We start from the raw sequence: 25,876 nt of genomic DNA on the forward strand, positions 1-25,876 counted from the left end.
CCTCTTCGCGGTTTTACCCGCGAAAGGGCCGGTACAGGCTATTAAGGATTCACCGGCAGAGTGAAGCGAATCCGGCAACCACCCAGCTCGGATGCCAGTGCCTGCAACTGCCCACCATGGGCCTGCACCACCGAACTGCAGATCGCCAGCCCCATCCCCATACCATCGCTCTTGGTGGTGTAGAATGCCCCGAACACCTGCTCCCGCTCCTCGGGCGCAATCCCCGGCCCGTTGTCGTCCACGCAAATCTCCACCGCATCCCCGACGACAGCCGAAGCAATCCGCAGCACCCCGTCACCGCGATACCCCGCCAGCGCCTCCAGCCCATTGTTGATCAGGTTGTACACCAATTGCTGCAACTGCACCGGGTCGGCCATCACACTCACCCCTGCCTGCAACCGTGTCTGCACGTCCACCGTGCCCTTGGCGGCATCGGCCGAGGTCAGGCGCACGACCTCACGGATCAGCTCATCCAGCTTCACCGCCTTGAGCTGCACCGGCGATTGCTTGGCCAGCGAACGCAGCGCGCGCACGATGTTGGCCGCACGCTCGCTGTCGTTGCGGATGTCTTCCAGGCCGGCAATCGCCTCTTCCAGATCGGGCTTGGCGCGTTTGAGCCAGCGCAGGCTGGCGGCGGCGTTGGAGGCAATCCCCAGTAACGGCTGGCTGATCTCGTGGGCGATCGACGCCGACAGCTCGTTCATCACCTGCAGGTGGGCACTGCGGGCCAACTCCGCACGAGAGCGGCGCAGCTCGGCCTCCATCTGCGCGCGGCTCTGGTTGTCTTCGGCCAGGCGCGTATAGAACTTGGCGGTTTGCAGCGACACCGCCGCCTGCGAGGCGAGGATCTCCAGCATGGCCAGGCGCTGGTTGCCGAACAGGTTGGGCACCAGGCGGTTTTCCAGGTACACCAGGCCGATCAGCACGCCCTGGATCACCAGCGGCAGGCACAGCACCGAGCGGGCATTGCGCGCCTGCAGCTCATGGCGAAAGGCTTCGGGACAGTCGCTTTGGGCATCGTTGAGCACCAGTGGCTTGCGGGTGCGCATGGTGGCGTTGATGACCGACAGTGGTGCCTGGGTCATGAACTTCTGGCAGTTGTCCATGCTCACGTGCAGCCCGGCATCGTCGATGTAGGCGAGGGCAGCCATCTGGAATTCGGCACCGCTGACGATCAGCAGCGCGCCATGGTCGGCACCTGAATGCTGGGTCAGGTGGCCCATCAGGGTTTCGATCAGGCCTTCGAGCAGTACTTCCTCGGACAACGCGCGCGCCGCTTCTATGCCCGCTTCCAGGTCCAGCTTGGCCTGGTGGTCGGTGTGGCAGGCTTCCTGGATCGGCTGGGTGCGCAAGAAGGGGTGCAACGCCTCCAGCTGATGCACCTTGCCGGTTGCCCCCCAGATATGGAAACAGTCGCGGGCAATGCGCAGGTGCAGGTTGGCACCGGAAATCAGGCCGCTGGGGATACACACCTCGGCCAGCTGTTCATGGGCCAGGGCCTGTTCGTGGATGAAGCCGGCAGCGGCGGCAGCGATCTGCGCCTGGTCAAAGCAGCGGATGGCGGTCAGGCCGTCGCCTTCGAGCTTGGCGATCACGCCTTCGATCAGCAACAGCTTGTTGCGGAAGGTGGCCGGGTTGAAACCGGCCCAGCGGCCGAAGCGCTCGCGCAGCGCCTGCAGCTCGCGCAGCTTGTCGGCAACGCTGCCAGCGGCCTCGGGGCTGCCCAGGGCCAGGCCGCGGAACAGGTGAAAGTCGGCCAGGTTGATGTGCGCCGGCACTGCCCAGGTGTTGTCTGCGGCCAGTGCCAGGTTGCCCATCGCCTGTGGGATATTGCCCAGGTAGAAGTCGCACATGCCGGCGAACAGGTACTGGAAGAACCGCGTCGTGGGCGACTTCGAGGCTGTGGCCGAGGCTGGGCAGGGCGTGCCGCTCAAGCGGGTGACGAACGCTTGCTGGGCTAGCAGGATCAGCTCGACGTCGCGGTAACCGTAGCGACGTACGGTGGCCAGGCCTTGCGCCAATTCCTCGACTACGTCTGGCAGGTAACGCCCCATGAACAGCGAGTCGGAAACCAGGTGGTTGCAGGCGTAGCAGCTCATCGCCAGGTCGCCGCTCAGGCGCCCTGAATCGACCGCATCCAGCGCGGTACGGCGGGCGAACTCCATGGGCGAGGTCCAGGCGCTGACCTGGTCCAGGGCCAGCAGCGCGCTGGTCAGGTCAGCGTCGAAGCCGTGCCGTTCGATCAGCTTGAGTGCGGCCAGGCAGCAGGCGTGGCCATCATGGTAAGCGCCGAAACGCTCGGCAATCATCACCCCGTACCAGGCCATGCCATAAGTGCTGCCCGGGGCAGCACCGTGCAGCAGCGACAGCTCCATGAGCTTGGCCAGGTGCAGGAAGCAGATGTCGTCCTTGACAAAAAACGACGACGACAGGGTGGCCAGCAAGCTGACGGCAACCGTCACCTCTTCAGAATCGGTGCGCTGCAGCGACTCCAGGCAGTGCCGCCCTTTCTGTTCGATCAAGGCCTGCACATGGGCATGACTTGCCTCGACCTGTTGCCAGTCGATGCCCCGTACCGGGCTTATACCCAGCAAGTCCAGGCCGGATATGGCGCTGTCGATGGCCGCCTGATAGTCGCCGCGCAAGGTATGCAGCAGTGCCTGCAGGCGGCACACCCGCGCCTGGTCCAGCGTCGAACGTGCGCGCTGGTGGCATTCGGTGATCCGGGCTTCGGCTGCGATCATTCGCGACAGTTGCATGTCGCACTCCGCCGCCATGCAGGCGATGGCAAAGCCATGTGTGGCGCGGCTTTCCAGCGTGGCGCCGTGCTGCAGAAGCTGCTCGGCGGTGTGCAGGTAGCCTGCGGTCTGCTCGAAGGCGCCACCGTCGCGTGCGCGTGCTGCTGCTTCGCGCAAAAGCTGCAGGAACGCTTCGCAGTCATCCGCTGCAAACCGGCAGGGGCTGGCGCGTTGCAGCTGGTTGGCGAGCTCGAACAGTGCTTCGTGCAGGTGGCTTGGCCAGGCCTGTCGCATGGCCAGGGCAATACGTGCATGCAGTTGGGTACGCGCGCGTATGGGCGTTAGCGCGTACGCGGCTTCCATCACCCGCTCATGGGCAAAGCCCAGGCCGTTCTGGCCCTGTTGCAGGAAACCCGCGCCAATCAAGGCTTTCAACGGTTCGCCAGGGGCCTGGGCAAGGACCTGCTGAAGCAAGCGTTCATCGCAGCGGCTGCCCGCCGCGCTGGCCACCCGTAGCAGGTCGCGCTGGGGCATCGGCAGGCGAGCCAGGCGGTGGATCATCAGGTCGGCGACGTTGTCGGAATAGCGGTGGCGGGCCACGGCCTGCAGGCACCATGACCAGCGCATGGCCTGGGTGTCGAAGGTGAACAGCTGGTCCTCGACCATGGCCCGGAGGATCTGATGGATGAAGAACGGGTTGCCCGCCGTCTTGTCGTGCACCAGCACGGCCACCGGCAATGCCTCCTCGGGGCCGATGTGGTAGCGCTCGCCGATCAGCTCGGACACGGCGCCCACGGCCAGAGGCCGCAGGTTCAGCGTGGTGCTGCGCACCGTTGTGGGTAGGGTAAGGGGGGCACTGCTGGCTGGCGCATCATTGCGCCGGGCGAAGATCAACAGCAGGTTGCCAGGTGCGTGAGTCAGCAGTTGCGTCAACAGTTGCTGGCTGGCTTGGTCGACCCACTGCAGGTCATCGAAGAACAGCACCAGCGGCTGGCCGGGGCGGCTGAACACCTGCAAGAACTCGATGATCGCCCGTAGCTCCTTCTGCAGTGCCAGGCGCGTGGGCTTGGCCGGCAACTCGGGCAAGGGGCCAAGGATCAGTTGCAGGTCTGGTGCCAGCTTGCCGAGCAGCCGGCCATGGCCTTTGATGCGGCGCAGGATCTCGCGGCGCAGGCTGTCGAGGGCCTGGCTGTTCTTGGCCAGCAACTGGGTGGTCAGCGCACCGAGAATGTCGACCCAGGGTGCGTAGGGGACGGTTTGGGCAACGCCGTTGCACTTGCCGATGGCCCAGTAACCTTGGGCGTTGGCTTTGAGTGCTGCCTCGACCAGGGTCGACTTGCCCATGCCGGTAGCGCCGTTGATGAACAGGGCTTGCGGCTTGCTGTCGCGGCGCGGGGCCTTGAGCAGCAGGGCGATGGCCTTCTGTTCGGCGCAGCGGCCATACAGGCGTTCGTGGCCAGGCGTGACGGGGTCGGCGCAGCCTGGCTCGAAGTCCTGAATGGTCTTGCTGGCGACCCATTGCCGCTGGCAGTGGGTCAGGTCTACCGCCAGGGCGCGAGCACTCTGATAGCGGGCGTCGGGCTCCTTGGCCAGCGCCTTGGCCAGCACCCGGCTGAGCGGCTGTGGCACGTTGCTGTCCACTTCGCAGGCCGCCCTTGGCTGCACGCCGGCATGCAGCTGGCGCCAGTGCTGAGTGTCGCGCCCCGCCAGCGGCAGTTCACCCAGCAGCAACTGGTACAGGATCGCACCCAGGGCATAGATGTCACTGCGCTGGTCGCTGCTGCTGCCGTGCGGGCAGACCTGTTCCGGTGCCAGGTACGACCAGTTGCCGAGCGGAGCGCCGTGTTCGCCAATCAGTTGCGCGAGGTCGGCGCGAAAACAACCTAGCCGCACCCGCTGGTTGGCGTACAGGCACACGTACTCGGGCTGTAGCGCGCCATGCAGCACATTGCGTGCGTGAGCCTGTGCCAAGGCATTGGCCGCATTTACCGCGATATCGAGAAATGGCGTCAGGGCTGCAGGGCCTTCGGCGATCAGGTCGGCGATTGAGTGGCCAGCCGGGTACACCAGCAGCGGGCCTTCGGCCGAACGCACGAACGCAGACGGGATCACCGCCCACTGCGGGTCCAGTTGCAGGCGGTAGTCTCTTTCCAGGCGCTGACAGGCGGCGGGGGCCTCGAGCGGGGCGCGAACGGCGATCCAGGCCTGATGGGTGGTCGGGTCGCGCAGGCGAAAGTAGCTGAGCTCGCCTTCCTGGCCCAGCGCGCTGATGTCGCACCGGTTCAGCCAGCCCTCGTCGACCGACTGGTCGTATTCGATGGGCCTGTGGGCAAGGCGTTCATCGAGCATAAAACACCCCCTGCTAGCGACATCCTGAGGCGCGAGTATACGCAGCGGGCCCAGTAAGGATGCGGCTTGTAGCCTGCCTGGCCGGAACGGGCACGCTGTTGTCCGTTATCGCACCCTGCGGGCAGACGGGCTTTTGTATAGTCCCGAGGGCAACCTATCCCTCGGGATAATTGTGTGAACGCGTACGCTGGCCTAGCCTGCCCGGGGCTGCGTAAACGCCCGTGCCCGCGTGAGGAAGCCATGATCCGAATAGGCAATGCCCAAGTGTCGCTGGAGCGGCGAGAAGTGTTTCTAGACGGCAAGCCGATCCTCTTGGGTGGCCGCGCATTCGAGGTGTTGGCCACGTTGATCAAGGCCAAGGGCCGGGTGGTCGGCAAGGACGAACTGCTCAGCCAGGTGTGGGCCGGCACGGTGGTCGAGGACAACAACCTGCAGGTGCAGGTGTCTTTGCTGCGCAAGGCCTTTGGCGACCGTGGGCTGATTCAGACCGTACCCCGCCGGGGCTACCGCCTGGCTGCCGAGATAAGCCTTGATGTGCCTTGCCTGGCGCCGGGCCACCCGACGCTGGGTGCCGGTGCTGACATGTTTGAACCCTTGAAAGACAGTGCGAACGTACCGGTGCTGGTGGTGGACGATGACCCCTCGGTGCGTACGGCGCTGGGCCGCCTGCTGCGCTCGCAGGATATCCCGCATCAGTTGTTCGCCAGTGCCGAGGCGTTGTTCGAAGCCCACTTGGAAACCCCCTGCGCCTGCCTGCTGCTCGACATGCACCTGCCCGATACCACTGGCCTTGAGGTGCAGCACGCCCTCCGCCAGCTGGGGCTGCCTTGGCCGATCGTGTTCATGACCGGTTTCGGCACCATCCCGATGACGGTGCAGGCCATGCGTGCGGGGGCAGTGGAGTTCCTGACCAAGCCATTTGATGAAGACCAGTTGCTGACGCTGCTGCAGGCCGTGCGTACCCGGGCTGTGGTCGATGGGCGCAAATGGCACCATGCGCGGCAGGTCGAGGCAAAGTACCAACGCCTGACCCAGCGTGAGCGCCAGGTGTTCTCGCTGGTGGTCGATGGCCTGTCGCACAAGCAGATCGCCAGGCAGATCGGCACCAGCGAAGTGACGACCAAGGTGCACAAGAAAAACATCATGAACAAGATGCAGTCCCGCTCGCTGGTGGAACTGGTGGCCATGCACAACGTCATCGAGGCGCGGGTAGAGGGCCTGGCCAGCGCATGAGCAGATGGGTGTGCATCGTCGACGACGATGCTTCGGTGCGCAAAAGCCTGGCCAACCTGCTGCGTTCGGCCGGGTTCGAGACGTTGTCGTTCGCTGCGGGGGATGTATTCCTGGGGTCGGAGCTGGCGCGGCAGGCGGGCTGTGTGCTGCTCGACCTGAAAATGCCTGGGATGAGCGGGTTGGCGGTGCAGCGTGAGCTGGCCTGGCAGCAGTGGCGGTTGCCGGTGATCTGCATGTCGGCACACTGGGATGATGACGCGGTGCATGCGGCGATGAGCCTTGGGGCATTGGCCTGCCTGGGCAAGCCTTTTTCTGAAGAGGTGCTGCTAAGAGTGGTTGAAGAGGCATTGGCGGGCGGGCAGTGATGTGCTGCCTTTGCCGGCCCTTTCGCGGGCTCGCCCGCGAAGAGGCCAGTAGCCTTAACATCCATCTCAGCACACTTGCGCAATCAATCACCGGGGATTCGGGCAATGCTCCCGTGGTAATCGTTTAGCGAGCCCCTTGCCATGCCCCGCCTGAAAACCTTCCTCGACCCCCAATCCCCAAGCTTGAGCGCCACCGGCCTGCTCTTCATGCGGGTAATGGCCGCCTTGCTATTACTGTTTATCCATGGGCTCCCCAAGCTGCTGGACTGGAGCGGTGAATTGCAGCGCATAGAAGACCCATTCGGGTTGGGCGCACCGCTGACCTTGGGGCTGGCGGTTTTTGCCGAGGTGGTTTGCCCACTGTTGCTGCTTTTGGGTGTTGCCGCGCGCCTGGCTTGCCTGCCGGTGCTGGCAGTGTTGCTGGTGGCGCTGGTGGTGGTGCACCCGGACTGGACGCTAGAGCAGGGGCAGTTTGCCTGGTTGCTGGTGGCACTTTACGGCGGGTTGGCGTTGACTGGGCCTGGGGCGTATTCGGTTTCCGGGTATTTCTGGCGGGGCAAAGCAGCCCCGGCAATCTAACTGCTCCCCGGCCGGTACTGCAGGGCCTCGGCTAGATGAGCCCGGCCAATCGCCTCGCAACCCTCCAGGTCTGCCAACGTTCGTGCCACCTTCAACAAGCGGTGTGCCGCCCGCAACGATAAGGTCAATCGCTCACAGGCACCCTCCAGCCAGGCCTGGTCTGCTGGAGTCAACTCACAGTGGCGGCGCAACCCCTCGAGGTTGAGAAACGCATTTGCGCACCCTTGTCTCCGGTGCTGCAGTTCTCGTGCTTCAGCCACCCTGACGGCCACATCGGCACTGGCCTCGCCGCAGGGCTGGTTGTTCAGCGTGGTGCTTTCGCGGGCCACGGTCAGGTGCAGGTCGATACGGTCCAGCAGCGGCCCGGACAGCTTGTTGCGGTACCGTGCGATCTGCTCGGTGCTGCACCGGCAGCGGCCCGTGGGGTCGCCCAGGTAGCCGCAAGGGCAGGGGTTCATGGCGGCCACCAGCTGAAAGCGTGCCGGGAAGCGCACCTTGTCGCGGGCCCGGGCAATCACGATTTCGCCCGACTCCAGTGGCTCGCGCAGCACTTCCAGCACGCGCCGTTCGAACTCTGGCAGCTCATCCAGAAACAGCACACCATGGTGGGCCAGGGTGATTTCGCCCGGTTGCGGCCGGCTGCTGCCTCCGACCAGTGCCGGGCCGGAGGCGGAGTGATGAGGGTGGCGGAACGGTCGTTGTGGCCAGCTGTTCAGCGGTGCATGCCCGCTGACCGACTGGATGGCCGCCACCTCCAGTGCCTCGTGCTCGTCCAGCGGTGGCAGCAGCCCGGGCAGGCGGCTGGCGAGCAAGGTCTTGCCGGTGCCTGGGGGGCCTGTGAACAACAGGTTATGTGCCCCGGCCGCTGCCAGTAGCAAAGCCCGTTTGGCTGCCAGTTGGCCCTGCACTTCGCTCAGGTCCGGGTAGGGGCGTTGATGCAGGATCAGGCCATTGGCAGCGTACGGTGGCAGTGGCACCTGGCCATTCAAGTGGGCGACCAGCTCCAGCAGGTGCCCCACTGCATACACCACCAATCCACCCGCCAGGCTGGCTTCCTCGGCATTTTCCCGTGGTACCACCAGCGCCCGGCCTGCCTCTCGCGCTGCCAGTGCAGCGGGTAGCACGCCCTGCACCGGGCGCAGTTTGCCCGACAGCGCCAGTTCGCCCAGGCATTCGACCTCGGCGAGGGTGGCAACCGGCACCTGGCCGTCGGCAGCCAGGATGCCCAAGGCAATGGCCAGGTCGTAACGCCCGCCATCCTTGGGCAGGTCGGCAGGGGCGAGGTTCTGGGTAATGCGCCGCTGCGGGTAGTTCAGCCCGGAGTTGACGATGGCGCTGCGCACCCGGTCCTTGCTTTCCTTGACGGTGGTTTCCGGCAAGCCGACCAGGGTGAGATGGGGCAAGCCATTGGCCAGGTGGGTTTCGACGCTGACTGCCGGTGCCTGCACACCCACCTGGGCGCGGCTATGGACGAGGGCTAGGGACATGGACGCTCCGTTGTCGCTGGAAAGGGCCGCTTCCTGCGGCTGGGGCAAGGATAGCCAGCGCCGTGCCTGGGTGGCGCAAGAAGTGTGCGTCATGGTTTTTCAGGGGAGGGACTTTCCCTGTATTTTCAGGCAGATTGGCAAGAATGGATCCAATTGCCTTTGCGCAGGCGCCTGCTATGACTTAGTGTTGTTGGGCAACTGCCGTTGCCATGGGATGGTACTGCGGCTTCTTTCAAATGGACTTGAGGTATTGCGCCGTGCAAACGCTCGCCCGCACGCGCCAGGTTATCCGCAAACTGGTGCAGGCCAATTCATTCATAGAACTCACCCGCTTTTTCGACAGCCTAGAGGCGCAATGGCACCAAGCCCCGCCCGGCGAGTTTCCCGCCTACATGGCGGCCCTCGAGGGGCACATGCTGGTCGACCAGGGTAGCCAAGGCGACAGGGCGCTGAGCCAGGTGCTCAAAGCCTGGATCGATGCCTGCCCCAAGGCCTACCACCCGCAGGTGGTAATGGGCCTGCATTGCTTCCACCGCGCCTGTCAGGTGCAGGGCGGCGGCCAAAGCAACGCGGCGCGCGTGCTGGCCGTGGAGCAGATTTGTGAACGCGCGACGGCGCACTTGCTACGTGCCATGGACCGTTCTGCCCAGCCTGTGGCAGCGGCCATTGGTATGCTGCGCATCAGTGCGCAATTGCGCGAGCCCGGCTGGTTGGTCGAGCTGTTCCAGGGGCAGCCCGCCCGCTACAGGCCCAGTGCCCATACCGATGTGGAAGTGCAGGAGGCTGCGGCCCCATTGCTGGTGAAGCATGGGCTGCTGCCCCTGGCCGAATTGCCACGGGCATTGCCGGCATGCCTGAGCAGGCGGGTCGATCACGAGAACGACGCCCCCCGCTATTACTGGCTGCGCCATGCGCTGGTCGCCCGCCCGGGTTGCTTCGAAGCGATCCAGGCCCTCGCCGAATACTTGCTGCCCCGTTGGGGCGCCAGCTTCGATGCGCTGGAGCTATTGGCCAATGGACCGTTATGCGAGGCGTGGGACGAAGCGTTGCGTAATGCGTTGCGCTGGATGGCCGTCGAAGACCGGCTGAAACTGCCCCAAGGCGACCAGGTGCAGGCCGTCGCGGATTGGCAGCAGCTGTTCGACGCCTGGTTGCAACGCCTGCTAAGGCCCAGGGAGCGCGCTGTCGTGCTGGCTTGGCGAGCCGCGCTGCGCAGCAGTGCCTTGCAGGACCCTGTCGGTGGTATGCGCGACTTTACCGCGAGCTTTGCGTGCAACGCCGATCACGGCGCAATCCGCGCCATGGGCGTTCCGTTTCGCTGTCTGGTCGAGCTGATACTGCGCGATGGCGTGGCAGATGAACAACAGCTGTTGCGCACCGCCATCGAGCGCCTGTGTGAAGGTCGCTCGCATGCTGGCGCCTGTGCACTGCGTGCTGTCGGGCATCGTTTCGGCCTCTGGGGGATGCTGCGCTCGGCCGAGCAGGCAAGGGTATGGTCGCAGGTGGCAGTGAAACTCCAGCGCGCGGGCCAGGTATCGGGCCTCGAGGTGCTTGGGGCGGCGCGGCTGCTGTGGGCTGCCAACCGGCATGAGCTGGCCTGTTACCTGTATGAGCGCTGTGCCGAGCTGAACCTGCCGGGGGCTGCCCTGGGACTGTACGAGCTGCACAGCGGCGGCCTTGGCAACACCCCGTCGCACTATCTGGATGACGAGGCGGCAGAGCACTGGCTGCTGCGTGCGGTGGAAACAGGAAGCCGGCAAGCCAAGTACAACCTGGCCTGCTTGCGCATGGAGGGTGATGAGGACCTCAACGAGCGCAGTGCCATGCTGGCCGTCAGGCGCCTGCTGGTCGACGCGCTGGGCAATGCACAAACCAATGCACGCGCGCGCTTGCACCTGGGGATTCTGTTGCGCCAGTTTGGCGAAACGCAGGAACGGGCCGAAGCGGTCGCCTACCTGTCGAGCCTGGTCGAGCACCCGGACCCGTGGATTGCCGGGCGCGCCAGCGCCGAACTGGGGTTGGCCTGGATGCAAGGGCGCGGCACCCGCAAGCAGAGCCGTTTTGCCGCCATCGAATGGGCCAACCGTGCGGCCGCTTTGCAGCCAGGGGACTCGGCCATCGAGGATATCCAGGCCGAGATACTCAATTCACACAACCGGGTGAAAACCCTGTTCACGCAGTGCGGTGCGGCCCTGTTTCGCGGCACCCTGCATGCCAGTGAGCTGCCGCCGAAACAAGCGCCGTCCCGGCTACCTCGACTACGGGCCTCGGCCTGATTCAGGCGCGCACATAAACCCAGGCCGTCAGGCCCGAGGCAAGGGTGACGGCGACACGCTTGTAGTCGGCGACTTCATAGCGGTCTGCCGCCGCCAGCTCTTCTTCGCTGATCTGGAAGACCATGCCGGCCACGCTGTCGTCGGCCTGGTTGCTGGGGGAAACGATGGGGTGACGGGATTTGCCGCTGGCCGCCAGTACGGCCGGGTCGGTGATCTCGACCCAGTCCTGGCGGTAGCCCGGCATGCGGTCGGCCTGGCCGTTCAGCTCACGGCCGAAGTTGGCCAGTTGCACGGCCTTGTCCTGCAAGGTGCCGTAGGAAAACAGCAATACCGGGTAGGCGCTGGAGGGCTGCATTCACTCATCCTGTGGGGTCGGGTTCAGCCGTGCTTCCAGCTCGGCTACTTGTTTTTCCAGGGCCTCCAGGCGTGCGCGGGTGCGCGCCAGCACGACCATCTGGCTGTCGAATTCATCGCGGCTGACCAGGTCCAGCTTGCTGAAGGCACCTTGCATCAGCACCTTGAACTGGCTTTCCAGCTCTGCGCGGGGCTGGGCGGTATCGCCGCTGAACAGGCGCGAGGCCTGGTCGCTCAGGGCATCGAGAAGGGCTTTTGGCGCGAGCATGGGGCTGTCCACTGAAACTGAGAATGGCCGGCAGTGTAGCACGGGCCATTACGCGGCTTGGGCCACACGCCTGCACGTTTTTCGCGCAACGCGCCCTGCCGGTGCGCACCGAAATTGTGCATGTTTTCCATGCTGGCGACTGGCCAATCCCGACTGATTTGCATAACCCACTGTTTTCCGGTGCTTTGCCGGAACTGGCAAGGTTTCTGCAAAGACCTGTACGAGCCATGCACTGATGCAGTTCCTTGTGACCAGGCAGTGCGCACGCGGAGCCGGATGCCGACGACGCGTTACAAAGCCAACCGCTGCGCTTAGACTTGAGACGGGTTTGTTTTCCTGGGGCAAGTCCACCAAATCGGGAGAGAGTTTCATGAAGCTAGTCACAGCCATCATCAAGCCGTTCAAGCTGGACGACGTGCGCGAGTCGCTGTCGGAAATCGGCGTGCAGGGCATCACCGTCACCGAAGTTAAAGGTTTCGGTCGCCAGAAGGGCCACACCGAGCTGTATCGCGGTGCTGAATATGTGGTCGATTTCCTGCCCAAGGTGAAGATCGATGTCGCCATCGATGACAAGGACCTTGATCGGGTAATCGAAGCCATCACCAAGGCAGCCAACACCGGCAAGATTGGTGACGGCAAGATTTTCGTGGTGAATCTGGAGCAGGCGATCCGTATCCGTACCGGCGAAACCGATACCGACGCGATCTAAGCAGCAACAAAGCCTCACCAAACCCAAAGCCCCAGGAGAAAACAACATGACTCTGCGTAAGATCGCAGGGCTAGGAGCCCTATTGTCCCTCGTAATGCCCGGGCTTGCCCTGGCAGAGGAAGCTGCCCCAGCGCTGAACTCCGGCGACACCGCCTGGATGCTGACCGCAACGGCGCTGGTGCTGTTCATGACCATTCCGGGCCTGGCCCTGTTCTATGGCGGTATGGTGCGTTCCAAGAACGTGCTGTCGGTGATGATGCAGTGCTTCGCAATCACCGGCCTGATGAGCATTCTCTGGGTCGTCTACGGCTACAGCATGGCCTTCGATACCACCGGTATGGAAAAGGGCGTGCTCAACTTCAACTCCTTCGTCGGCGGCTTCTCCAAGGCCTTCCTCAGTGGCGTCACGCCCGAGAACCTGACGTCGGCCACCGCGCTGTTCCCTGAGGCGGTGTTCATCACCTTCCAGATGACCTTCGCCATCATCACCCCGGCGCTGATCGTGGGTGCCTTCGCCGAGCGCATGAAGTTCTCCGCGATGCTGGTGTTCATGGGCATCTGGTTCACCCTGGTGTACGCGCCGATCGCGCACATGGTGTGGAGTGGTGACGGTGCACTGATGTGGGACTGGGGCGTACTGGACTTCGCGGGCGGCACCGTGGTGCACATCAACGCCGGTATCGCAGGCCTGGTCTGCTGCCTGGTGCTGGGCAAGCGCAAGGGCTACCCGACCACCCCGATGGCCCCGCACAACCTGGGTTACACCCTGATGGGCGCGGCCATGCTGTGGATCGGCTGGTTCGGCTTCAACGCAGGCTCCGCCGCTGCTGCCAACGGCACCGCCGGCATGGCCATGCTGGTCACCCAGATCGCCACTGCCGCTGCGGCACTGGGCTGGATGTTCGCCGAGTGGATCGGCCACGGTAAGCCAAGTGCCCTGGGCATTGCCTCGGGTGTGGTTGCCGGCCTGGTCGCCATCACCCCGGCTGCAGGCACCGTGGGCCCGATGGGCGCCTTGGTGATTGGCCTGGCTTCGGGTGTGATCTGCTACTTCTGCGCGACTACCCTCAAGCGCAAGCTGGGTTATGACGACTCGCTGGACGCCTTCGGCGTGCACGGTATCGGCGGCATCATCGGTGCCATTCTCACCGGCGTGTTCGCAGCCCCGGCGCTGGGCGGCTTCGGCGCCGTCACCGACATCGGCATGCAGGTCTGGATCCAGGCCAAGGGCGTGATCTTCACCGTGGTCTACACCGCCATCGTCACCTACGTGATCCTCAAGGTGCTGGATGTGGTGATGGGCCTGCGGGTCAACGAAGAAGAAGAGTCGGTCGGCCTCGACCTGGCTCAACACAACGAGCGCGGCTACAACCTGTAACTGCGACGCGGTAAAAACTTGCCCGGCTTGCCGGGCATTTTTTTGCCAGATTTTTAGCATTTCCCGCATGGCAAACGGTTTATCCATCACGTTCGCGACGTAGGTAGAAAACTTACAAGTCGTAGGGCATTTATGGTGCTTTGCTTTTTCCACGGGCGCGCTAGAATGCGCGCCGAAGGGTGTTTTACGAGTAGTCCACACACTTCTCCAGCCTTTGCTAGGCTTGCCAATAGCGTGTGGCCAGCAGGGGCTTATGGATTTTGTCAGGTCCTGCCAGGAGCAGGGCCTGCTGGGTGCCGCCTCCCATCAGGAGCGCCGACCCAAGGGCAGTGGCCTAACCCACGGCCAGTTGAATTTTCACTGGTGGCTGCCGGTCTACGGCTGCACTGGTCTATAACTAACCTGCTTTTCGCAAGTCATGAGGTAGAACATGAGCGACGACGATCTGGAAAACGACGACCTCGAAGTAGGCGACGAAGACGAGGGTGATGAAGGCCTCGAAGTGGCAGCTGACGACGGCGCCGAAGACGCTGGCGATGACGACAGCAGCCCGGCACCCACTGCCAAGGGCAAATCCAAGGCGGCGGTCTCGGTAGACGAGATGCCGAGCATGGAAGCCAAGCAGAAAGAGCGTGATGCATTGGCCAAGGCGATGGAAGAATTCCTTTCTCGCGGTGGCAAGGTGCAGGAAGTCGAGGCCAACGTGGTCGCCGACCCGCCCAAGAAGCCGGACAACAAGTACGGCAGCCGCCCTATTTGAGTGGCTGATCGCAAAAAAGCCCGCCGTCGCTGCGGGCTTTTTTGTGTCTGCAAGATTCGGGTTGCCTGTACTGGCCCTATCGCCGGCAAGCCAGCTCCCACAAGATTACCGTAGGCCTAAGCCTTGCGATGTCCCTGTGGGAGCGGGCATGCCCGCGAATGGGCCGCGTAGCGGCCCCTGTCAGCGCCAGCGCGAAAGGACGTCGGGCAACTGCGACAGCCGCTGTATCTCGGCATCCGGCGCCTGTTCGCCCGCCCAGGGCTTACCCTGCGGGTTGAACCACACCGCCCGCAACCCGGCGCGTTGGGCGCCGGCAATGTCATCGCCAGGGTGGTCGCCAATATGCACTGCCGTTCTGGCGTCCGCTTCACCACGGCGCAGGGCTTCCAGGAACGGCGCCGGGTCTGGCTTGCCGATGCCAAGGTCCTCGGCGCACAGGGCAAAGCGGAAGTAGTCCGCCAGCCCCAGCCGGCTTACGTCGGCGTTGCCGTTGGTAACCACACCCAGGGTGTACTGATGGCGCAGCATCTCCAGCACCGGCTGCACCTCGGGGAAGATCTCTACCTGGTGGCGGGCATGCAGGAACACTTCAAAACCTTCATTGGCCAGCTCCTGCGCGTGTTTTTCGCTGTAGCCGACTTCTTCCAGGGCATGGAACAGCACCCGTCGGCGCAGGGCGCTGATGCGGTGCTTGAGGCCGGGCTCGGCCTGCACCAGGCGCTCGCGGATGGCAAACAGGTGCTCTACCGGCACACCACCCAGGATCGGGGCGTTGGCTTCCAGCCAGTCGCGCAGCACGACTTCTGCACTGGCGATGACCGGCGCGGTGTCCCACAGGGTGTCGTCAAGGTCGAAGGTGATCAGCTTGATGCTCATGAGTCTGTGCCTTTGCTGCGTTTGGCCCGAGGGTGGGCGCTGTCGTACACCGCGGCCAAGTGCTGGAAGTCCAGGTGGGTGTAGATCTGGGTGGTGCTGATGTCGGCATGGCCGAGCAGCTCTTGCACCGCGCGCAGGTCCTGAGACGACTCCAGTATATGGCTGGCGAAGGAATGGCGAAGCATGTGAGGGTGCAGGTGCTGGCCCAGCTCGCGTTCGCCGGCTGCCTTCACCCTTCGCCGAACGTCCCGGGGGCTGATGCGGTTGCCCTGGCGGGTGATGAACACCGCGCGATCGCGCGGGTTACCGATGCCGCGCAGGCGATACCAGGCCTGCAACGCCTCACGGGCCTTGCGGCCCACCGGCAGCACGCGTGCCTTGCCGCCTTTGCCCAGCACCTGTACCAGGCCGGCGGCCAGGTCGAGGTGATCGAGGTCGAGGTTGGTCAGCTCGGACAGGCGCAGGCCCGACGAGTAGAGCAGTTCCAGGATGGCGTGGTCACGGCGGGCGAAGAAGTCGTCGTCGACGCCGCCATCGAGCAGCTGCTGGGCACGGTCGGTGTCCAGCACCTTGGGCAGCCGTCGCTCACCTTTGGGCGCGCTCAGGCCGGAAGCCGGATCGTGCTGGCACAGGCCTTCGCGGATGAGGTAGCGGTAAAGGCCGCGTACTGCCGAAAGTAGCCGTGCCAGGCTGCGCGAAGACTGGCCGTGGTGGTGCAGGCGGGCGATCAGCTGGCGCAACGGCTGGATTTGCAGCGTTTGCCACTCGGTAATGCCGTGCTCCTCGCAGTAGGCCATGACCTTGTTCAGGTCGCGACGGTACCCCAGCAGGGTGTGCTCCGACACCTGGCGCTCGTTGCGCAGGTGTGCGCAATAAGCCTCCAGTTGGCGCTTCATCAGCGTACCGGGCGCAGGGTTTGGGTTACCCGTGGCACAACGCGGCCCAGCACCTCGGCAATGTAGCCGAGGAACAGGGTGCCGACGCTGCTTTTGTAGTGTTGCGGGTCGCGGCTGCCGATTGCCAGCACCCCATGCAGCCCTTGGTACTCAAGGGTGGCCACGGCGCTGGAGCCCACTTCCCGGCGCTGTTCCTCACCGAACAGGAAGGCCAGCTCGTGCTCGCGCAGGTTGCCACTGACCGTCTTGCCACCACCCAGCAGGGCACCGATGGCTTGTTGCGCCTCGGTGTTGCTGACCCAGCGCCCGACCGGCGCGACGTTGTCGCCGAACAGGATCAGGCTGACGAAGGGCACCTGGAACTCCTGGCGCAGGCTGTCCTCGACGGCCATCACCACTTCTTCCAGGCTGCCAGCATCGAGCAGGTCCAGGATCAGCCGGCGGGTCTTGTCGAACAGCCGGTCGTTGTCGCGGGCCACGTCCATCAGTTGTGACAGGCGATGGCGCATCTCGATGTTGCGGTCACGCAGCAGCTTCAGCTGGCGCTCCACCAGCGAAACGCTGTCGCCACGCTGGTGCGGGATGCGCTGCTCGATCAGCAGCTCGTCATGCTCGGCGAAGAAGGTGGGGTGGGCGCGCAGGTAGGCGACCACCGCCTCGGCATCGAGCTCGACGGACTGCGTGGGTACAACCTTGGGCTGATCGGTCATGGCGTTTACTCGCTTAGAGACGAACCTGTCCTTCGTAGACGCGTACGGCCGGGCCGGTCATCAGCACGGGCTTGCCGGGGCCGGCCCATTCGATGTGCAGGCGGCCGCCGGGCAGGTCGAGGGACACCGGGGAGTCCATCCAGCCTTGACTGATCGCCGCCACGGCTGCGGCGCAGGCGCCGGTGCCGCAGGCCTGGGTTTCGCCCGCGCCGCGCTCCCACACGCGCAGGTTGGCGCGGTGGCGGTCGATGACCTGGATGAAGCCGGCATTCACCCGCTGCGGGAAGCGTGGGTGGTTTTCGATCTTCGGGCCCAGCTCATGCACGGGGGCAGTATGCACGTCGTCGACTCGCAGCACCGCATGCGGGTTACCCATGGACACGGCAGCAATCGAATGCAGCTGGCCGTCGACTTCCAGTGGGTAGTTCAGCGCCTGCTCGTCAGCGATGAAGGGGATTTCGGCAGGGATGAAGCGCGGTGGGCCCATGTCGACACTCACCTGGCCGTCGTTCTGCACGTCCAGCACGATGATGCCGCTCTTGGTTTCCACCCGAATGCGCTTTTTCGCGGTCAGGCGCTTGTCCAGCACGAAGCGGGCGAAGCAACGGGCACCATTGCCGCACTGCTCGACCTCGGAGCCGTCGGCGTTGAAGATGCGGTAGCGGAAGTCCACTTCCGGGTTGTTCGGCGCCTCGACAATCAGCAACTGATCGAAGCCGATGCCGGTGTGGCGATCACCCCATTGCTTGGCGTGCTTGGGCTGGATGTGCGCGTGCTGGCTGACCAGGTCGAGGACCATGAAGTCGTTGCCCAGCCCATGCATCTTGGTAAAACGCAGCAGCATGGGCTTACTCCGGCAGCAGGCTTTCGCCAGCGTACAGTTCGGCGATGGTCTCGCGGCGGCGTACTTCGAACGCCTGGTCGCCGTCGACCAGGATTTCAGCGCAACGGCCACGGGTGTTGTAGTTGGAGCTCATGACAAAACCATAGGCGCCCGCGGACTGTACGGCCAGCAGGTCACCTTCGGCCAGGTTCAGTACTCGGTCCTTGCCCAGGAAGTCACCGGTCTCGCAGATCGGGCCGACCAAGTCGTAGGCACGGCCTTCACCGGCGCGTGGCTTGACCGCGCTGACACCCATCCAGGCCTGGTAAAGGGCCGGCCGGATCAGGTCGTTCATGGCCGCATCGATGATGGCGAAATCTTTGTGCTCGGTGTGCTTGAGGTATTCCACTCGGGTCAGCAGCACGCCAGCGTTGGCCACGATGTAGCGGCCCGGCTCGAACACCAGGGCCAGGTCGCGCGTGCCTACGCGTTCGCGGATGGCCTTGATGTAGTCGGCCACCAGCGGCGGTTGTTCATCGCGGTAGCGCACGCCCACACCGCCGCCCAGGTCCAGGTGGCGCAGGTGGATGCCGCATTCGGCCAGGCGGTCGACCAGCACCAGCAGGCGGTCGAGGGCGTCGAGGAACGGCTCCACGGTGGTCAGCTGCGAGCCGATGTGGCAGTCGACACCGACCACTTCCAGGTTCGGCAACTGCGCGGCGCGCACGTAGATGGCCTCGGCGTCGGCAATGGCGATGCCGAACTTGTTCTCTTTAAGGCCGGTGGAAATGTACGGGTGGGTGCCGGCGTCGACGTCCGGGTTGACCCGCAGCGACACCGGGGCCACCTTGCCCATCTGGGCGGCCACCACTTGAAGGCGCTCAAGCTCGTCGGTGGATTCGACGTTGAAGCAGTGCACGCCCACTTCCAGGGCGCGGCGCATGTCTTCGCGGGTTTTGCCAACGCCGGAGAACACCACGCGGTCAGCGCGCCCGCCAGCGGCCAGCACGCGCTCCAGCTCACCGCCCGAGACGATGTCGAAGCCTGCGCCCAGGCGCGCCAGTACGTTCAGCACGCCCAGGTTGGAGTTGGCCTTGACCGCGAAACACACCAGGTGCTCGGCGCCTTGCAGGGCGTCGGTGTAGCTGCGGTACTGGGCCTCGATGTGGGCGCGCGAGTACACGTAGGTCGGGGTGCCGAACTGTTCGGCGATGGCCGACAGGGCCACGCCCTCCGCGAACAGCTCACCGTCGCGGTAGTTGAAAGCGTTCATCTGGTTTCCTTACTGCGCAGGCGACTGCTCGGGCTCGGACTGCAGCTCGGGCTGCTGTTCTTGTACCGGGGCCGGCTTGGCTTTTGGCTGGTGCTGATGTGCTTTGTGCGCTTTGCCGTTATCGCCGTCTTCAGGCAGATACAGCGGGCCCTTCTGGCCGCAGGCAGAAACGAGGCAGGCAACAGCGACCAGCGCCGCGAAGGAGGAAATCAGGCGCTTCATGGGTGAAATCCTTAGAAAAATGCAGTATTGCGCCCGAGTATACCGAGCGACCGGCGGCTTGCCTATGCAAGGGCCGGTCCGCCGGGCGGGCTATTCTTGGCGCCTTCAATGGCTAAACTTTGCATTCGGCGCCAAGCGCCCGTATCTTGGCCGGCTTGCCTGTAACGCAGCCAATTTCGAGGTTCCTGCAATGAGTTTGAGTGAAGCGCGTTTCCATGATCTGGTCGACGCGACCCAACAGGCCCTGGAAGACCTGTTCGACGAGAGCGGCCTGGACCTGGACATGGAGAACTCCGCCGGTGTCCTCACCGTCAAGTTCGAAGGCGGCGCCCAGCTGATCTTCAGCCGCCAGGAGCCACTGCGTCAGCTGTGGCTGGCCGACCGTTCCGGTGGTTTCCACTTCGACTACGACGAAGAGAGCAAGAAGTGGGTATGCGAGAAGAGCGAAGAGCTGTTGGGCGAAATGCTCGAGCGCATTGTCTGGGAGCGGGCCGGCGAGAAGCTGGACTTCGACGAGATCTGACATGAGCAGTGCCCAGGCCCGGCCGCCCAAGCCGCTCTATAGCAACATCAGCCCGGCGGTGCCATCGCCGTGCATCAGCGTATGCCGGCTGGATGAACAGCGGGTGTGCACCGGTTGCCACCGGCATGTCGAGCACATCCGCGAGTGGCGCTCGGCCGATGATGAACGGCGCCGGCAGATCTGCCGCGAAGCCCAGGTCTTGCGCGAGCAGGCTAAGGCACACTGAACGCAGGGGCTTGAGTATTTACCCGGCTGTGGTAGTGTCGGGTTCTGCGTCGGTGACGCCAAAGCCTTCTCAAACCCCGCCCTTGGGCGGGGTTTTGCTTTATCTGCACATTGAAAACTGCCTGTTCAAAGGAGTCTGACTGGATCATGAGCACCAAACCTTCCCTCATCCTCACCCGATTGGACGTACAGCGTCTGGAGCGTCTGATCGACAGCCTCGACGAGAGTACGCCGGGTGTGCTCGCCCTGCAGGACGAGCTGGACCGCGCCGAGCAGGTGGTCGGTCACGAGGAAGTGCCGGCAGGCGTGGTGACCATGAATTCCCGCGTGCACTGCCGTGAGGAAGCCAGTGGCAAGGACTACCACCTGACCCTGGTGTACCCGAAGGATGCAGGGCCGGAAGGCAAGGTTTCGATCCTGGCGCCGATCGGTTGCGCGCTGCTGGGGCTGTCGGTGGGCGAGCAGATCGACTGGCCGGCACCGGGCGGCAAAACCCTCAAGCTGAAGCTGCTGGAAGTGGAATACCAGCCGGAAGCGGCGGGCGATTTCGACCTGTAAGGGTCAAGGGGCCGCAAAGCGGCCCCGGCATTTCAGGCGCCTTCCGCCAAAACCTGCTCCAAACCCTCATTCAACGCCTGCTCCAGCACCCGCTTGTAGCTCAGGTACACCTGCGTCGCCCCCAGCCGGTCATCCAGCAGCTCGGACAAATCCAGGTCGGTGATGTAGCACCGGTACCGCCCCGCGCCACGCCGCTGGCCGATGATCTGCCGGGCCACCACCGCATACAGCTGGTCACCATGCTCCAGCTCGGAAAACTCTTGCTGGTCGCAGTACAGCGTCACATGGGCCGTACCCGCCACGCCGTCCTGGATGATGGCCTGCACCTCGTAGTACGGCTGAGCGCTACCCTCGACCGGGGCCGGGCATGGCTCGATGCTGCGCGCCTTGCCAGGGCCGGCAGGCAGCAGTTGTGCGTAGTGGATGTCCAGCGAGGCCGCGCGCTGGGTGTCCAGCGGCAAGCGGGCATCGCGGCGCATCACCACAGAACGCAGGAAGCGCTGCAGCGGCAGCAGCAGGTGCGCTTCGTCGTGCAAGGGCAGGCGTTGCTGCCAGAGGGCATTGTATTCATCCAGCACATACAGGTCGGCAAAGCCATCTTGCAGGCGGTAGAACACCTGGATGCACGCCGGCCGGCCTTGCTCCAGCACCAGGCGCAGATCATGGTCCAGCAGGGCGTTGGCATCCAGGTACAGCGGGCTGTAGGCACTGCGCTCCTCGCCCAGGTGGCCGAGCAGCGCATCGTGCTCGCCCAGGGTGGTCAGGCTGACCTGTCCGGGTAATAGCTCCAGTACATGGGTGTGCCGGGCTACCTGGAGCAGATAGCGGTGGTTCAGGCCTTGGTCCAGCAATAGCTGCACGGTATCGAATATTTCCTCCACGCGCTGGCTGATGGCCTGGGCGCGGCTCTGGCAGAAGCAACGCACCCGCACCCGTGGCCGGTGGCCGCGCAGCACCGGGCTGTTGAGGAAGTCGCGCAGGCAGCGTACCAGCGCGTGTTCGCCTTCGTAGCGCTGCACCAGCACTTCGTTCCAGCTGTTCAGGGTGACCTGGTCCAGGGTCAGAACCAGGTTCTCGCGTACGCCGGCATAGCTCAAGGCGTCGGTACGCTCGGTGGTCATCAGGATGTTCAGGTCGCGGTGGTGGCGCAGCGGGTCGACGGCGACGTTGACCAGCAATAGCACCTCGTCGGCAACACTGGGTTGCAGCAGGCGCACTTCGCCGACGATCGGCAAGGGCAGAGGGATACTCTGCTGCAGGCAGCCCACCAGGTTGAACAGCTCGTACTCGGTGAGGTCGCTGACGCCCGGGTGCAGCGCCAGGCGCGTGCTGCTGTCGATCACGCCGTTGCGGTGTGCCCAGGCCAGCAGTTCAAGCAGCTCGCGGCAGCGTTTGATCGGGTTGAAGTGTTCAACGTCATGGGTATTCAGGTTGCCGGTGTACAGCTCCCAGTGGTAGCTGCCGGGCTCCCTGCGGTTGGGTGCCTGGACCAGGGTCAGGGTGCCTTCGGCAAGGTCCGGGGCGATGCCGGGGTTGATCACTTCGACCTTGCCCGCACGGCGCTCGAAGGCCGCATACAAACGCCGGCCCAGCACATTGAGGTCGCGCTGGTCGGCGCGGCTGCTTGCGTTCTGGGTGCGCGCAAACTCGCTGAGGAAGCGATAGCTATGGTTCAGCTCGGCCACCAGTGCGCGGCGTTCGGCGGCGACCTGCTGCACTTTCCATTGGCTGCGGCTGTCCAGCAGGGCCAACTGACGTTCGTCCCAGCCCCACTCGTCGGCCAGGCGCTGCAACAAGCGGCGCTGCCAGCCCTGATTGCGGCTCTGGTCACTGAGTTTCTTGTTCACCTTCAGGTACAGGCTGCGCCGTACCAGTTCCAGGCGCGCAGGCTCGCCACGTTGCAGCAGGTAGCGCTCGATACGGCGGTAGACCATCACATACGGGTCCAGCTCGTCGAGGTCGAGCTGGTTGGCGAATACGGCTTGTTTGTAGTCCAGGCTCAGGCAGCGCACAGCGGGGTGTTCGCTGGCGTAGGTTTCGGTCAGCAGCAGCTTGAGCAGCGACTTGTAGGGTGAATCGATACCCTTGAACAACTGCCACAGGCCGGCGCCGACGAACTCGCCTGGCGGTATGTGTGCCAGGTTGCCGAGGTCGAGGGCGTCCTGGCTGCGGATGAAACGCTTGGTCAGAAGGGTCTGGGTGTAGGCGTGGTAGTTGTGTTCCTGGTAGACGGGTACCAGCCACCACAGCGGTGTGCGCCCGGCCAGCCAGAGGGTGGTGCGGTAGAACTCGTCCAGCAGCAGGTAGTGCTGGGTGGTGCCGCAGTCGTCGGAGCCTAGCTGGCCCTCGCGCTGGCCCCGGGCAAAGCCTTGCGTGTCGATCAGGAAGAAGTGCGCCTCGGCGCCCAGGCTTGCGGCCCAGTCCTCCAGCAATTGGCATTTGCGGCGCAACTCTTCCAGCAACGGCTCGGGTAAACCGGGCGCGTGGCACACCCACAGGTCCATGTCGCTTTGCTCGGCCTGGGCCAGCGAGCCCAGGCTGCCCATCAGGAACAGGCCGTGGATCGGGCGTGGCGGGTTGCCATGGCGGGCCTTGTAGGTGAACGAGCGGGCCAGGCGCTGGGCCTCGACCACCAGGTCGGCGCCTGGCTCGTAGCCCGATATGCCAGCTGGAGTGCTGCCCGAGACGTAACCCGGCAACAGCGGGTGGTTCACATGGAACAGCAGGGGCAGCAGCGTCAGTACCTGTTGCTGGCGCGTCGACAGGCCTTCCATGGCCCGCTGCAGCCGCCCTTGGTTCAGCCGCAGGAAGCGCGCACGCAACGTCGCCAGGACCTTGCGGTCGATGCCTTCGTCCAGGTCTGGGCGGATTTCGTGAGGGTGGTTCATTGCGCACTCGGGCAGGCCAGTGGAGCTGTGGCGAGTTTAGCCTGAGTGGCGGGGTCGGATAAGCGGCAATTGAAATACTGGCGCCATATTTACAGCGCTTTTCGGGCGACTGCAGTTTTCACCGGGCTTGAGGCATGATGGGGGCCTTGAATTCATGAAGAGTAGTCCGATGCGTGTATGGATCGATGCCGACGCCTGTCCCAAGGCGGCCAAGGATCTGATCGTCAAGTTCGCCCTCAAGCGCCAGTTCGAAGTGGTGATGGTGGCGGGCCAGGCCGTGGCCAAGCCGGCGTTTTCGATCGTGCGGTTGATCGTGGTGCCAAGCGGCATGGACGCAGCCGACGATTACCTGGTCGAGCACGCTGTGCCGGGTGAGCTGGTGATCTGCAGTGATGTGCCGTTGGCTGACCGCCTGGTGAAAAAGGGCGTAGCGGTGCTGGACCCGCGCGGGCGCGAATTCGACGAGCGCAACATGGGCGACCGCCTGGCGGCGCGCAACCTGTTTACCGAGCTGCGTGAGCAAGGCCAGGTGGGGGGAGGGCAGGCGGCCTATGGCGAGCGCGACAAGCAGGCGTTTGCCAATGCGCTGGACCGGATCATTGCCCGGTTATCCAAATCCTGAACGCTGACGCAGTTCCTGTAGGAGCGGCCTTGTGCCGCTCCTACACACAGAGCGTGTGCAGCAACCTATTCGTGCGTCAGCTCCAGCACCCGGTCCACCAGCTTGTAGATCCCGCCGGCCGCTTCGCTGATCGACTTGGCTTCCATGTACGCCGGTGTCGTCACCAGTTTGCGCTGGGTATCTTCGACAATATCGTGTACATCGCACTCTTCGTGAGTGCCGCCCATTTTCGTCACGGCCGCCGCAGTGCCTGCGTCGGTACCGATGGTGCAGACCACGCCCGGCCCGTAGATCTTCGCCGCCAGTGCCGGCGAGATGCAAATCAGGCCGACCGGTTTGCAGGCGTCGGCGAAAGCTTCGGCCAGGGCCAGTACGTCCGGGTTGACGGTGCAGTTGGCACCTTCCACGGCAAAGTTGGACAGGTTTTTCGCCGCACCAAAACCGCCAGGCACGATCAGCGCATCGAAGTCTTCGGCTTTGGCTTCGCGGATGTCCTTGACCTCACCGCGGGCAATGCGCGCCGACTCCACCAACACATTGCGTGATTCGGGCATTTCTTCGCCGGTCAGGTGGTTGATCACATGCATCTGCGCAATATTCGGCGCGAAGCACTGCACCTGAGCGCCGCGCTGGTCGAGGCGCAGCAGGGTGATCACGCTTTCGTGGATTTCGGCGCCGTCATACACGCCACAGCCGGAAAGAATCACCGCCACTTTTTTTGTCATGTTCACTACTCCTGAGTCGAGGCGCTAAATGTCCTCTAGTTTGGCAGATGTCGCCATAGGGTTTCCTGCGGGAGCGGCCTAATCTGGTGGGATTACGCTTGAGACCGCGCCCATGGACCTGATACTGCTGGCCGTGCCGTTCTTCTTCGTGCTGATCGCCGTGGAGCTGGTGGCCGACCGTGTGCGCGGCCAGCGCAACTTCACCCTGGCCGATTCGATCAACAGCCTGAGCACCGGCGCGCTGTCGACCAGCACCGGGTTGCTGACCAAGGGCGTGGGGTTGGTGACCTATGCCCTGGCCTTCGAATACCTGGCCGTGCTGCGCTTGCCGCCCAATGCCTGGTGGGTGTGGTTGCTGGCCTTCGTCCTGTACGACTTCTGCTACTACTGGCTGCATCGCCTGGGTCACGAGCGCAATGTGCTGTGGGCGGCGCACTCGGTGCATCACCAGAGCGAGGAGTACAACCTGACCACCGCACTGCGCCAGACCAGTAGCGGGTTCATCTTCTCGTGGATCTTCTACCTGCCGCTGGCGCTGCTGGGGGTGCCTCCGCTGGTGTTCGTCACTGTGGCCTCGCTCAACCTGCTGTACCAGTTCTGGGTACATACCCGGCACATTCCCAAGCTCGGTTGGCTTGAGTGGGTGCTGATCACGCCATCCAACCATCGTGTCCACCATGCGCAAAACCCTGTTTACTTGGATCGCAACTACGGCGGCGTGTTCATTCTCTGGGACCGTCTGTTCGGCACCTTCAAGGAGGAAGACCCGGCCGAGCCGGTGGTGTTCGGGGTGACCACGCCGCTGGCCAGCTGGAACCCGCTGTGGGCCAACCTGCAGTTCTATGCCCAGCTCTGGCATGACGCCAGGCGCACCACAAGCCTGTGGGACAAGCTGCGCATCTGGTTCATGCCCACCGGCTGGCGCCCGGCCGATGTGGCTGCGCGCTACCCGCAGGCCAAGCAGGACCTGGCGTTGTTTCGCAAGTTCGAGATTGCCTTGGGCCGTGCGCAACAAGCCTACGTGGCGGCGCAGTTTGTG

General features: G+C 64.2%; 23 protein-coding genes and 1 pseudogene. 12 read left to right on the plus strand and 12 right to left on the minus strand.

Features of this window, described 5'->3' with window-relative positions:
* Positions 1-41: 41 nt before the first annotated feature.
* Positions 42-5,087, minus strand: a complete 5,046-nt coding sequence (locus tag D906_RS06195) for an ATP-binding sensor histidine kinase (RefSeq protein WP_028614244.1) — start codon at positions 5,085-5,087, stop codon at positions 42-44.
* 240 nt (positions 5,088-5,327) lie between these two features.
* On the opposite strand from D906_RS06195, the gene D906_RS06200 reads away from it, so the two are divergent.
* From D906_RS06200 to D906_RS06210, 3 genes are all read left to right on the plus strand, one after another.
* The gene (locus tag D906_RS06200; RefSeq protein WP_016712656.1) at positions 5,328-6,320 is read left to right on the plus strand and encodes a response regulator; all 993 of its coding nucleotides are present in this window, start codon (positions 5,328-5,330) and stop codon (positions 6,318-6,320) included.
* Complete coding sequence (locus tag D906_RS06205) at positions 6,317-6,685, plus strand: response regulator transcription factor (protein WP_174244657.1); 369 nt, start codon at positions 6,317-6,319, stop codon at positions 6,683-6,685. The genes D906_RS06200 and D906_RS06205 overlap by 4 nt, the downstream gene beginning before the upstream one ends.
* 141 nt (positions 6,686-6,826) lie before the next feature.
* The gene (locus D906_RS06210) at positions 6,827-7,264 is read left to right on the plus strand and encodes a DoxX family protein (protein WP_016712654.1); all 438 of its coding nucleotides are present in this window, start codon (positions 6,827-6,829) and stop codon (positions 7,262-7,264) included.
* Here the strand turns inward: D906_RS06210 and D906_RS06215 are convergent.
* Positions 7,261-8,751: a YifB family Mg chelatase-like AAA ATPase gene (locus tag D906_RS06215; RefSeq protein ID WP_019096452.1), complete on the minus strand. Its 1,491-nt coding sequence runs from the start codon at positions 8,749-8,751 to the stop codon at positions 7,261-7,263. The two genes, D906_RS06210 and D906_RS06215, sit on opposite strands and share 4 nt — an antisense overlap.
* A gap of 257 nt (positions 8,752-9,008) precedes the next feature.
* On the opposite strand from D906_RS06215, the gene D906_RS06220 reads away from it, so the two are divergent.
* Positions 9,009-11,027, plus strand: coding sequence for a DUF4034 domain-containing protein (locus D906_RS06220; RefSeq protein WP_019096451.1), 2,019 nt, complete (start codon positions 9,009-9,011; stop codon positions 11,025-11,027).
* A gap of 1 nt (position 11,028) precedes the next feature.
* Here D906_RS06220 and D906_RS06225 read toward each other — a convergent pair whose 3' ends face one another.
* The gene (locus tag D906_RS06225) at positions 11,029-11,382 is read right to left on the minus strand and encodes a gamma-glutamylcyclotransferase family protein (protein ID WP_019096450.1); all 354 of its coding nucleotides are present in this window, start codon (positions 11,380-11,382) and stop codon (positions 11,029-11,031) included.
* Positions 11,383-11,649 (minus strand): accessory factor UbiK family protein, encoded by a 267-nt coding sequence (locus tag D906_RS06230; RefSeq protein WP_026020301.1) that lies wholly within the window; start codon positions 11,647-11,649, stop codon positions 11,383-11,385. It lies immediately after the preceding gene.
* A 370-nt stretch (positions 11,650-12,019) separates the two neighbouring features.
* On the opposite strand from D906_RS06230, the gene glnK reads away from it, so the two are divergent.
* From glnK to sutA, 3 genes are all read left to right on the plus strand, one after another.
* A complete protein-coding gene (glnK, locus tag D906_RS06235; RefSeq protein ID WP_002555808.1) occupies positions 12,020-12,358 on the plus strand; it encodes a P-II family nitrogen regulator in 339 nt (112 codons plus the stop codon).
* 46 nt (positions 12,359-12,404) lie between these two features.
* Positions 12,405-13,736: an ammonium transporter gene (locus D906_RS06240; RefSeq protein ID WP_019096449.1), complete on the plus strand. Its 1,332-nt coding sequence runs from the start codon at positions 12,405-12,407 to the stop codon at positions 13,734-13,736.
* A gap of 430 nt (positions 13,737-14,166) precedes the next feature.
* Complete coding sequence (sutA, locus tag D906_RS06245) at positions 14,167-14,496, plus strand: transcriptional regulator SutA (RefSeq protein ID WP_016712639.1); 330 nt, start codon at positions 14,167-14,169, stop codon at positions 14,494-14,496.
* Positions 14,497-14,676: 180 nt separating this feature from the next.
* On the opposite strand, the gene D906_RS06250 is transcribed toward sutA, so the two are convergent.
* Genes D906_RS06250 through D906_RS06275 form a run of 6 tightly spaced genes read right to left on the minus strand, consistent with a single transcriptional unit; the run spans position 14,677 to position 19,296 of the window.
* The gene (locus D906_RS06250; RefSeq protein ID WP_025752109.1) at positions 14,677-15,372 is read right to left on the minus strand and encodes an HAD family hydrolase; all 696 of its coding nucleotides are present in this window, start codon (positions 15,370-15,372) and stop codon (positions 14,677-14,679) included.
* The gene (gene xerC / locus D906_RS06255; protein WP_019096447.1) at positions 15,369-16,268 is read right to left on the minus strand and encodes a tyrosine recombinase XerC; all 900 of its coding nucleotides are present in this window, start codon (positions 16,266-16,268) and stop codon (positions 15,369-15,371) included. The genes D906_RS06250 and xerC overlap by 4 nt, the downstream gene beginning before the upstream one ends.
* Positions 16,268-16,978 (minus strand): DUF484 family protein, encoded by a 711-nt coding sequence (locus D906_RS06260; protein ID WP_016712636.1) that lies wholly within the window; start codon positions 16,976-16,978, stop codon positions 16,268-16,270. The genes xerC and D906_RS06260 overlap by 1 nt, the downstream gene beginning before the upstream one ends.
* Before the next feature lie 13 nt (positions 16,979-16,991).
* Positions 16,992-17,822 (minus strand): diaminopimelate epimerase, encoded by an 831-nt coding sequence (dapF, locus tag D906_RS06265; protein ID WP_025752112.1) that lies wholly within the window; start codon positions 17,820-17,822, stop codon positions 16,992-16,994.
* Positions 17,823-17,826: 4 nt separating this feature from the next.
* Positions 17,827-19,074 (minus strand): diaminopimelate decarboxylase, encoded by a 1,248-nt coding sequence (lysA, locus tag D906_RS06270; RefSeq protein ID WP_019096500.1) that lies wholly within the window; start codon positions 19,072-19,074, stop codon positions 17,827-17,829.
* A gap of 9 nt (positions 19,075-19,083) precedes the next feature.
* Positions 19,084-19,296, minus strand: coding sequence for a lipoprotein (locus tag D906_RS06275; RefSeq protein ID WP_016712633.1), 213 nt, complete (start codon positions 19,294-19,296; stop codon positions 19,084-19,086).
* A gap of 190 nt (positions 19,297-19,486) precedes the next feature.
* Here D906_RS06275 and cyaY point away from each other — a divergent pair, with 190 nt between their 5' ends.
* The 3 genes from cyaY to rnk all read left to right on the plus strand — a co-directional run bounded on the left by cyaY (position 19,487) and on the right by rnk (position 20,602).
* A complete protein-coding gene (cyaY, locus tag D906_RS06285; protein ID WP_016712632.1) occupies positions 19,487-19,819 on the plus strand; it encodes an iron donor protein CyaY in 333 nt (110 codons plus the stop codon).
* A gap of 1 nt (position 19,820) precedes the next feature.
* Positions 19,821-20,045, plus strand: a complete 225-nt coding sequence (locus D906_RS06290) for a DUF1289 domain-containing protein (RefSeq protein ID WP_019096501.1) — start codon at positions 19,821-19,823, stop codon at positions 20,043-20,045.
* A 146-nt stretch (positions 20,046-20,191) separates the two neighbouring features.
* Positions 20,192-20,602, plus strand: coding sequence for a nucleoside diphosphate kinase regulator (rnk, locus tag D906_RS06295; protein ID WP_016712630.1), 411 nt, complete (start codon positions 20,192-20,194; stop codon positions 20,600-20,602).
* Between the two features lie 32 nt (positions 20,603-20,634).
* On the opposite strand, the gene D906_RS06300 is transcribed toward rnk, so the two are convergent.
* On the minus strand, positions 20,635-23,490 hold the full coding sequence (locus tag D906_RS06300; protein WP_027614817.1) for a class I adenylate cyclase: 2,856 nt from the start codon (positions 23,488-23,490) through the stop codon (positions 20,635-20,637).
* A gap of 169 nt (positions 23,491-23,659) precedes the next feature.
* On the opposite strand from D906_RS06300, the gene D906_RS06305 reads away from it, so the two are divergent.
* On the plus strand, positions 23,660-24,112 hold the full coding sequence (locus tag D906_RS06305; RefSeq protein ID WP_019096503.1) for a YaiI/YqxD family protein: 453 nt from the start codon (positions 23,660-23,662) through the stop codon (positions 24,110-24,112).
* Positions 24,113-24,177: 65 nt separating this feature from the next.
* Here the strand turns inward: D906_RS06305 and elbB are convergent, their stop codons facing one another.
* Entirely contained in the window at positions 24,178-24,837 is a 660-nt protein-coding gene (elbB, locus tag D906_RS06310; protein WP_025752119.1) for an isoprenoid biosynthesis glyoxalase ElbB, read from the minus strand.
* A gap of 112 nt (positions 24,838-24,949) precedes the next feature.
* Here elbB and D906_RS26750 point away from each other — a divergent pair.
* Positions 24,950-25,576, plus strand: a pseudogene (locus D906_RS26750) (sterol desaturase family protein); the annotation flags it as partial.
* Between the last annotated feature and the right edge of the window lie 300 nt (positions 25,577-25,876).

This window comes from Pseudomonas sp. LAIL14HWK12:I1 (genome assembly GCF_003202095.1).
Taxonomy (GTDB): Bacteria; Pseudomonadota; Gammaproteobacteria; order Pseudomonadales; family Pseudomonadaceae; genus Aquipseudomonas; species Aquipseudomonas monteilii.

Bases quoted from the DNA above. Each gene is read 5' to 3' on its own strand.
- elbB (WP_025752119.1), bottom strand. From the start codon at position 24,837: ATGACAAAAAAAGTGGCGGTGATTCTTTCCGGCTGTGGCGTGTATGAC.
- dapF (WP_025752112.1), bottom strand. From the start codon at position 17,822: ATGCTGCTGCGTTTTACCAAGATGCATGGGCTGGGCAACGACTTCATG.
- rnk (WP_016712630.1), top strand. From the start codon at position 20,192: ATGAGCACCAAACCTTCCCTCATCCTCACCCGATTGGACGTACAGCGT.
- D906_RS06260 (WP_016712636.1), bottom strand. From the start codon at position 16,978: ATGACCGATCAGCCCAAGGTTGTACCCACGCAGTCCGTCGAGCTCGAT.
- D906_RS06215 (WP_019096452.1), bottom strand. From the start codon at position 8,751: ATGTCCCTAGCCCTCGTCCATAGCCGCGCCCAGGTGGGTGTGCAGGCA.
- D906_RS06205 (WP_174244657.1), top strand. From the start codon at position 6,317: ATGAGCAGATGGGTGTGCATCGTCGACGACGATGCTTCGGTGCGCAAA.
- cyaY (WP_016712632.1), top strand. From the start codon at position 19,487: ATGAGTTTGAGTGAAGCGCGTTTCCATGATCTGGTCGACGCGACCCAA.
- D906_RS06290 (WP_019096501.1), top strand. From the start codon at position 19,821: ATGAGCAGTGCCCAGGCCCGGCCGCCCAAGCCGCTCTATAGCAACATC.
- D906_RS06230 (WP_026020301.1), bottom strand. From the start codon at position 11,649: ATGCTCGCGCCAAAAGCCCTTCTCGATGCCCTGAGCGACCAGGCCTCG.
- xerC (WP_019096447.1), bottom strand. From the start codon at position 16,268: ATGAAGCGCCAACTGGAGGCTTATTGCGCACACCTGCGCAACGAGCGC.
- D906_RS06195 (WP_028614244.1), bottom strand. From the start codon at position 5,087: ATGCTCGATGAACGCCTTGCCCACAGGCCCATCGAATACGACCAGTCG.
- D906_RS06210 (WP_016712654.1), top strand. From the start codon at position 6,827: ATGCCCCGCCTGAAAACCTTCCTCGACCCCCAATCCCCAAGCTTGAGC.
- glnK (WP_002555808.1), top strand. From the start codon at position 12,020: ATGAAGCTAGTCACAGCCATCATCAAGCCGTTCAAGCTGGACGACGTG.
- D906_RS06250 (WP_025752109.1), bottom strand. From the start codon at position 15,372: ATGAGCATCAAGCTGATCACCTTCGACCTTGACGACACCCTGTGGGAC.
- lysA (WP_019096500.1), bottom strand. From the start codon at position 19,074: ATGAACGCTTTCAACTACCGCGACGGTGAGCTGTTCGCGGAGGGCGTG.
- D906_RS06200 (WP_016712656.1), top strand. From the start codon at position 5,328: ATGATCCGAATAGGCAATGCCCAAGTGTCGCTGGAGCGGCGAGAAGTG.
- sutA (WP_016712639.1), top strand. From the start codon at position 14,167: ATGAGCGACGACGATCTGGAAAACGACGACCTCGAAGTAGGCGACGAA.
- D906_RS06275 (WP_016712633.1), bottom strand. From the start codon at position 19,296: ATGAAGCGCCTGATTTCCTCCTTCGCGGCGCTGGTCGCTGTTGCCTGC.
- D906_RS06240 (WP_019096449.1), top strand. From the start codon at position 12,405: ATGACTCTGCGTAAGATCGCAGGGCTAGGAGCCCTATTGTCCCTCGTA.
- D906_RS06225 (WP_019096450.1), bottom strand. From the start codon at position 11,382: ATGCAGCCCTCCAGCGCCTACCCGGTATTGCTGTTTTCCTACGGCACC.
- D906_RS06300 (WP_027614817.1), bottom strand. From the start codon at position 23,490: ATGAACCACCCTCACGAAATCCGCCCAGACCTGGACGAAGGCATCGAC.
- D906_RS06305 (WP_019096503.1), top strand. From the start codon at position 23,660: ATGCGTGTATGGATCGATGCCGACGCCTGTCCCAAGGCGGCCAAGGAT.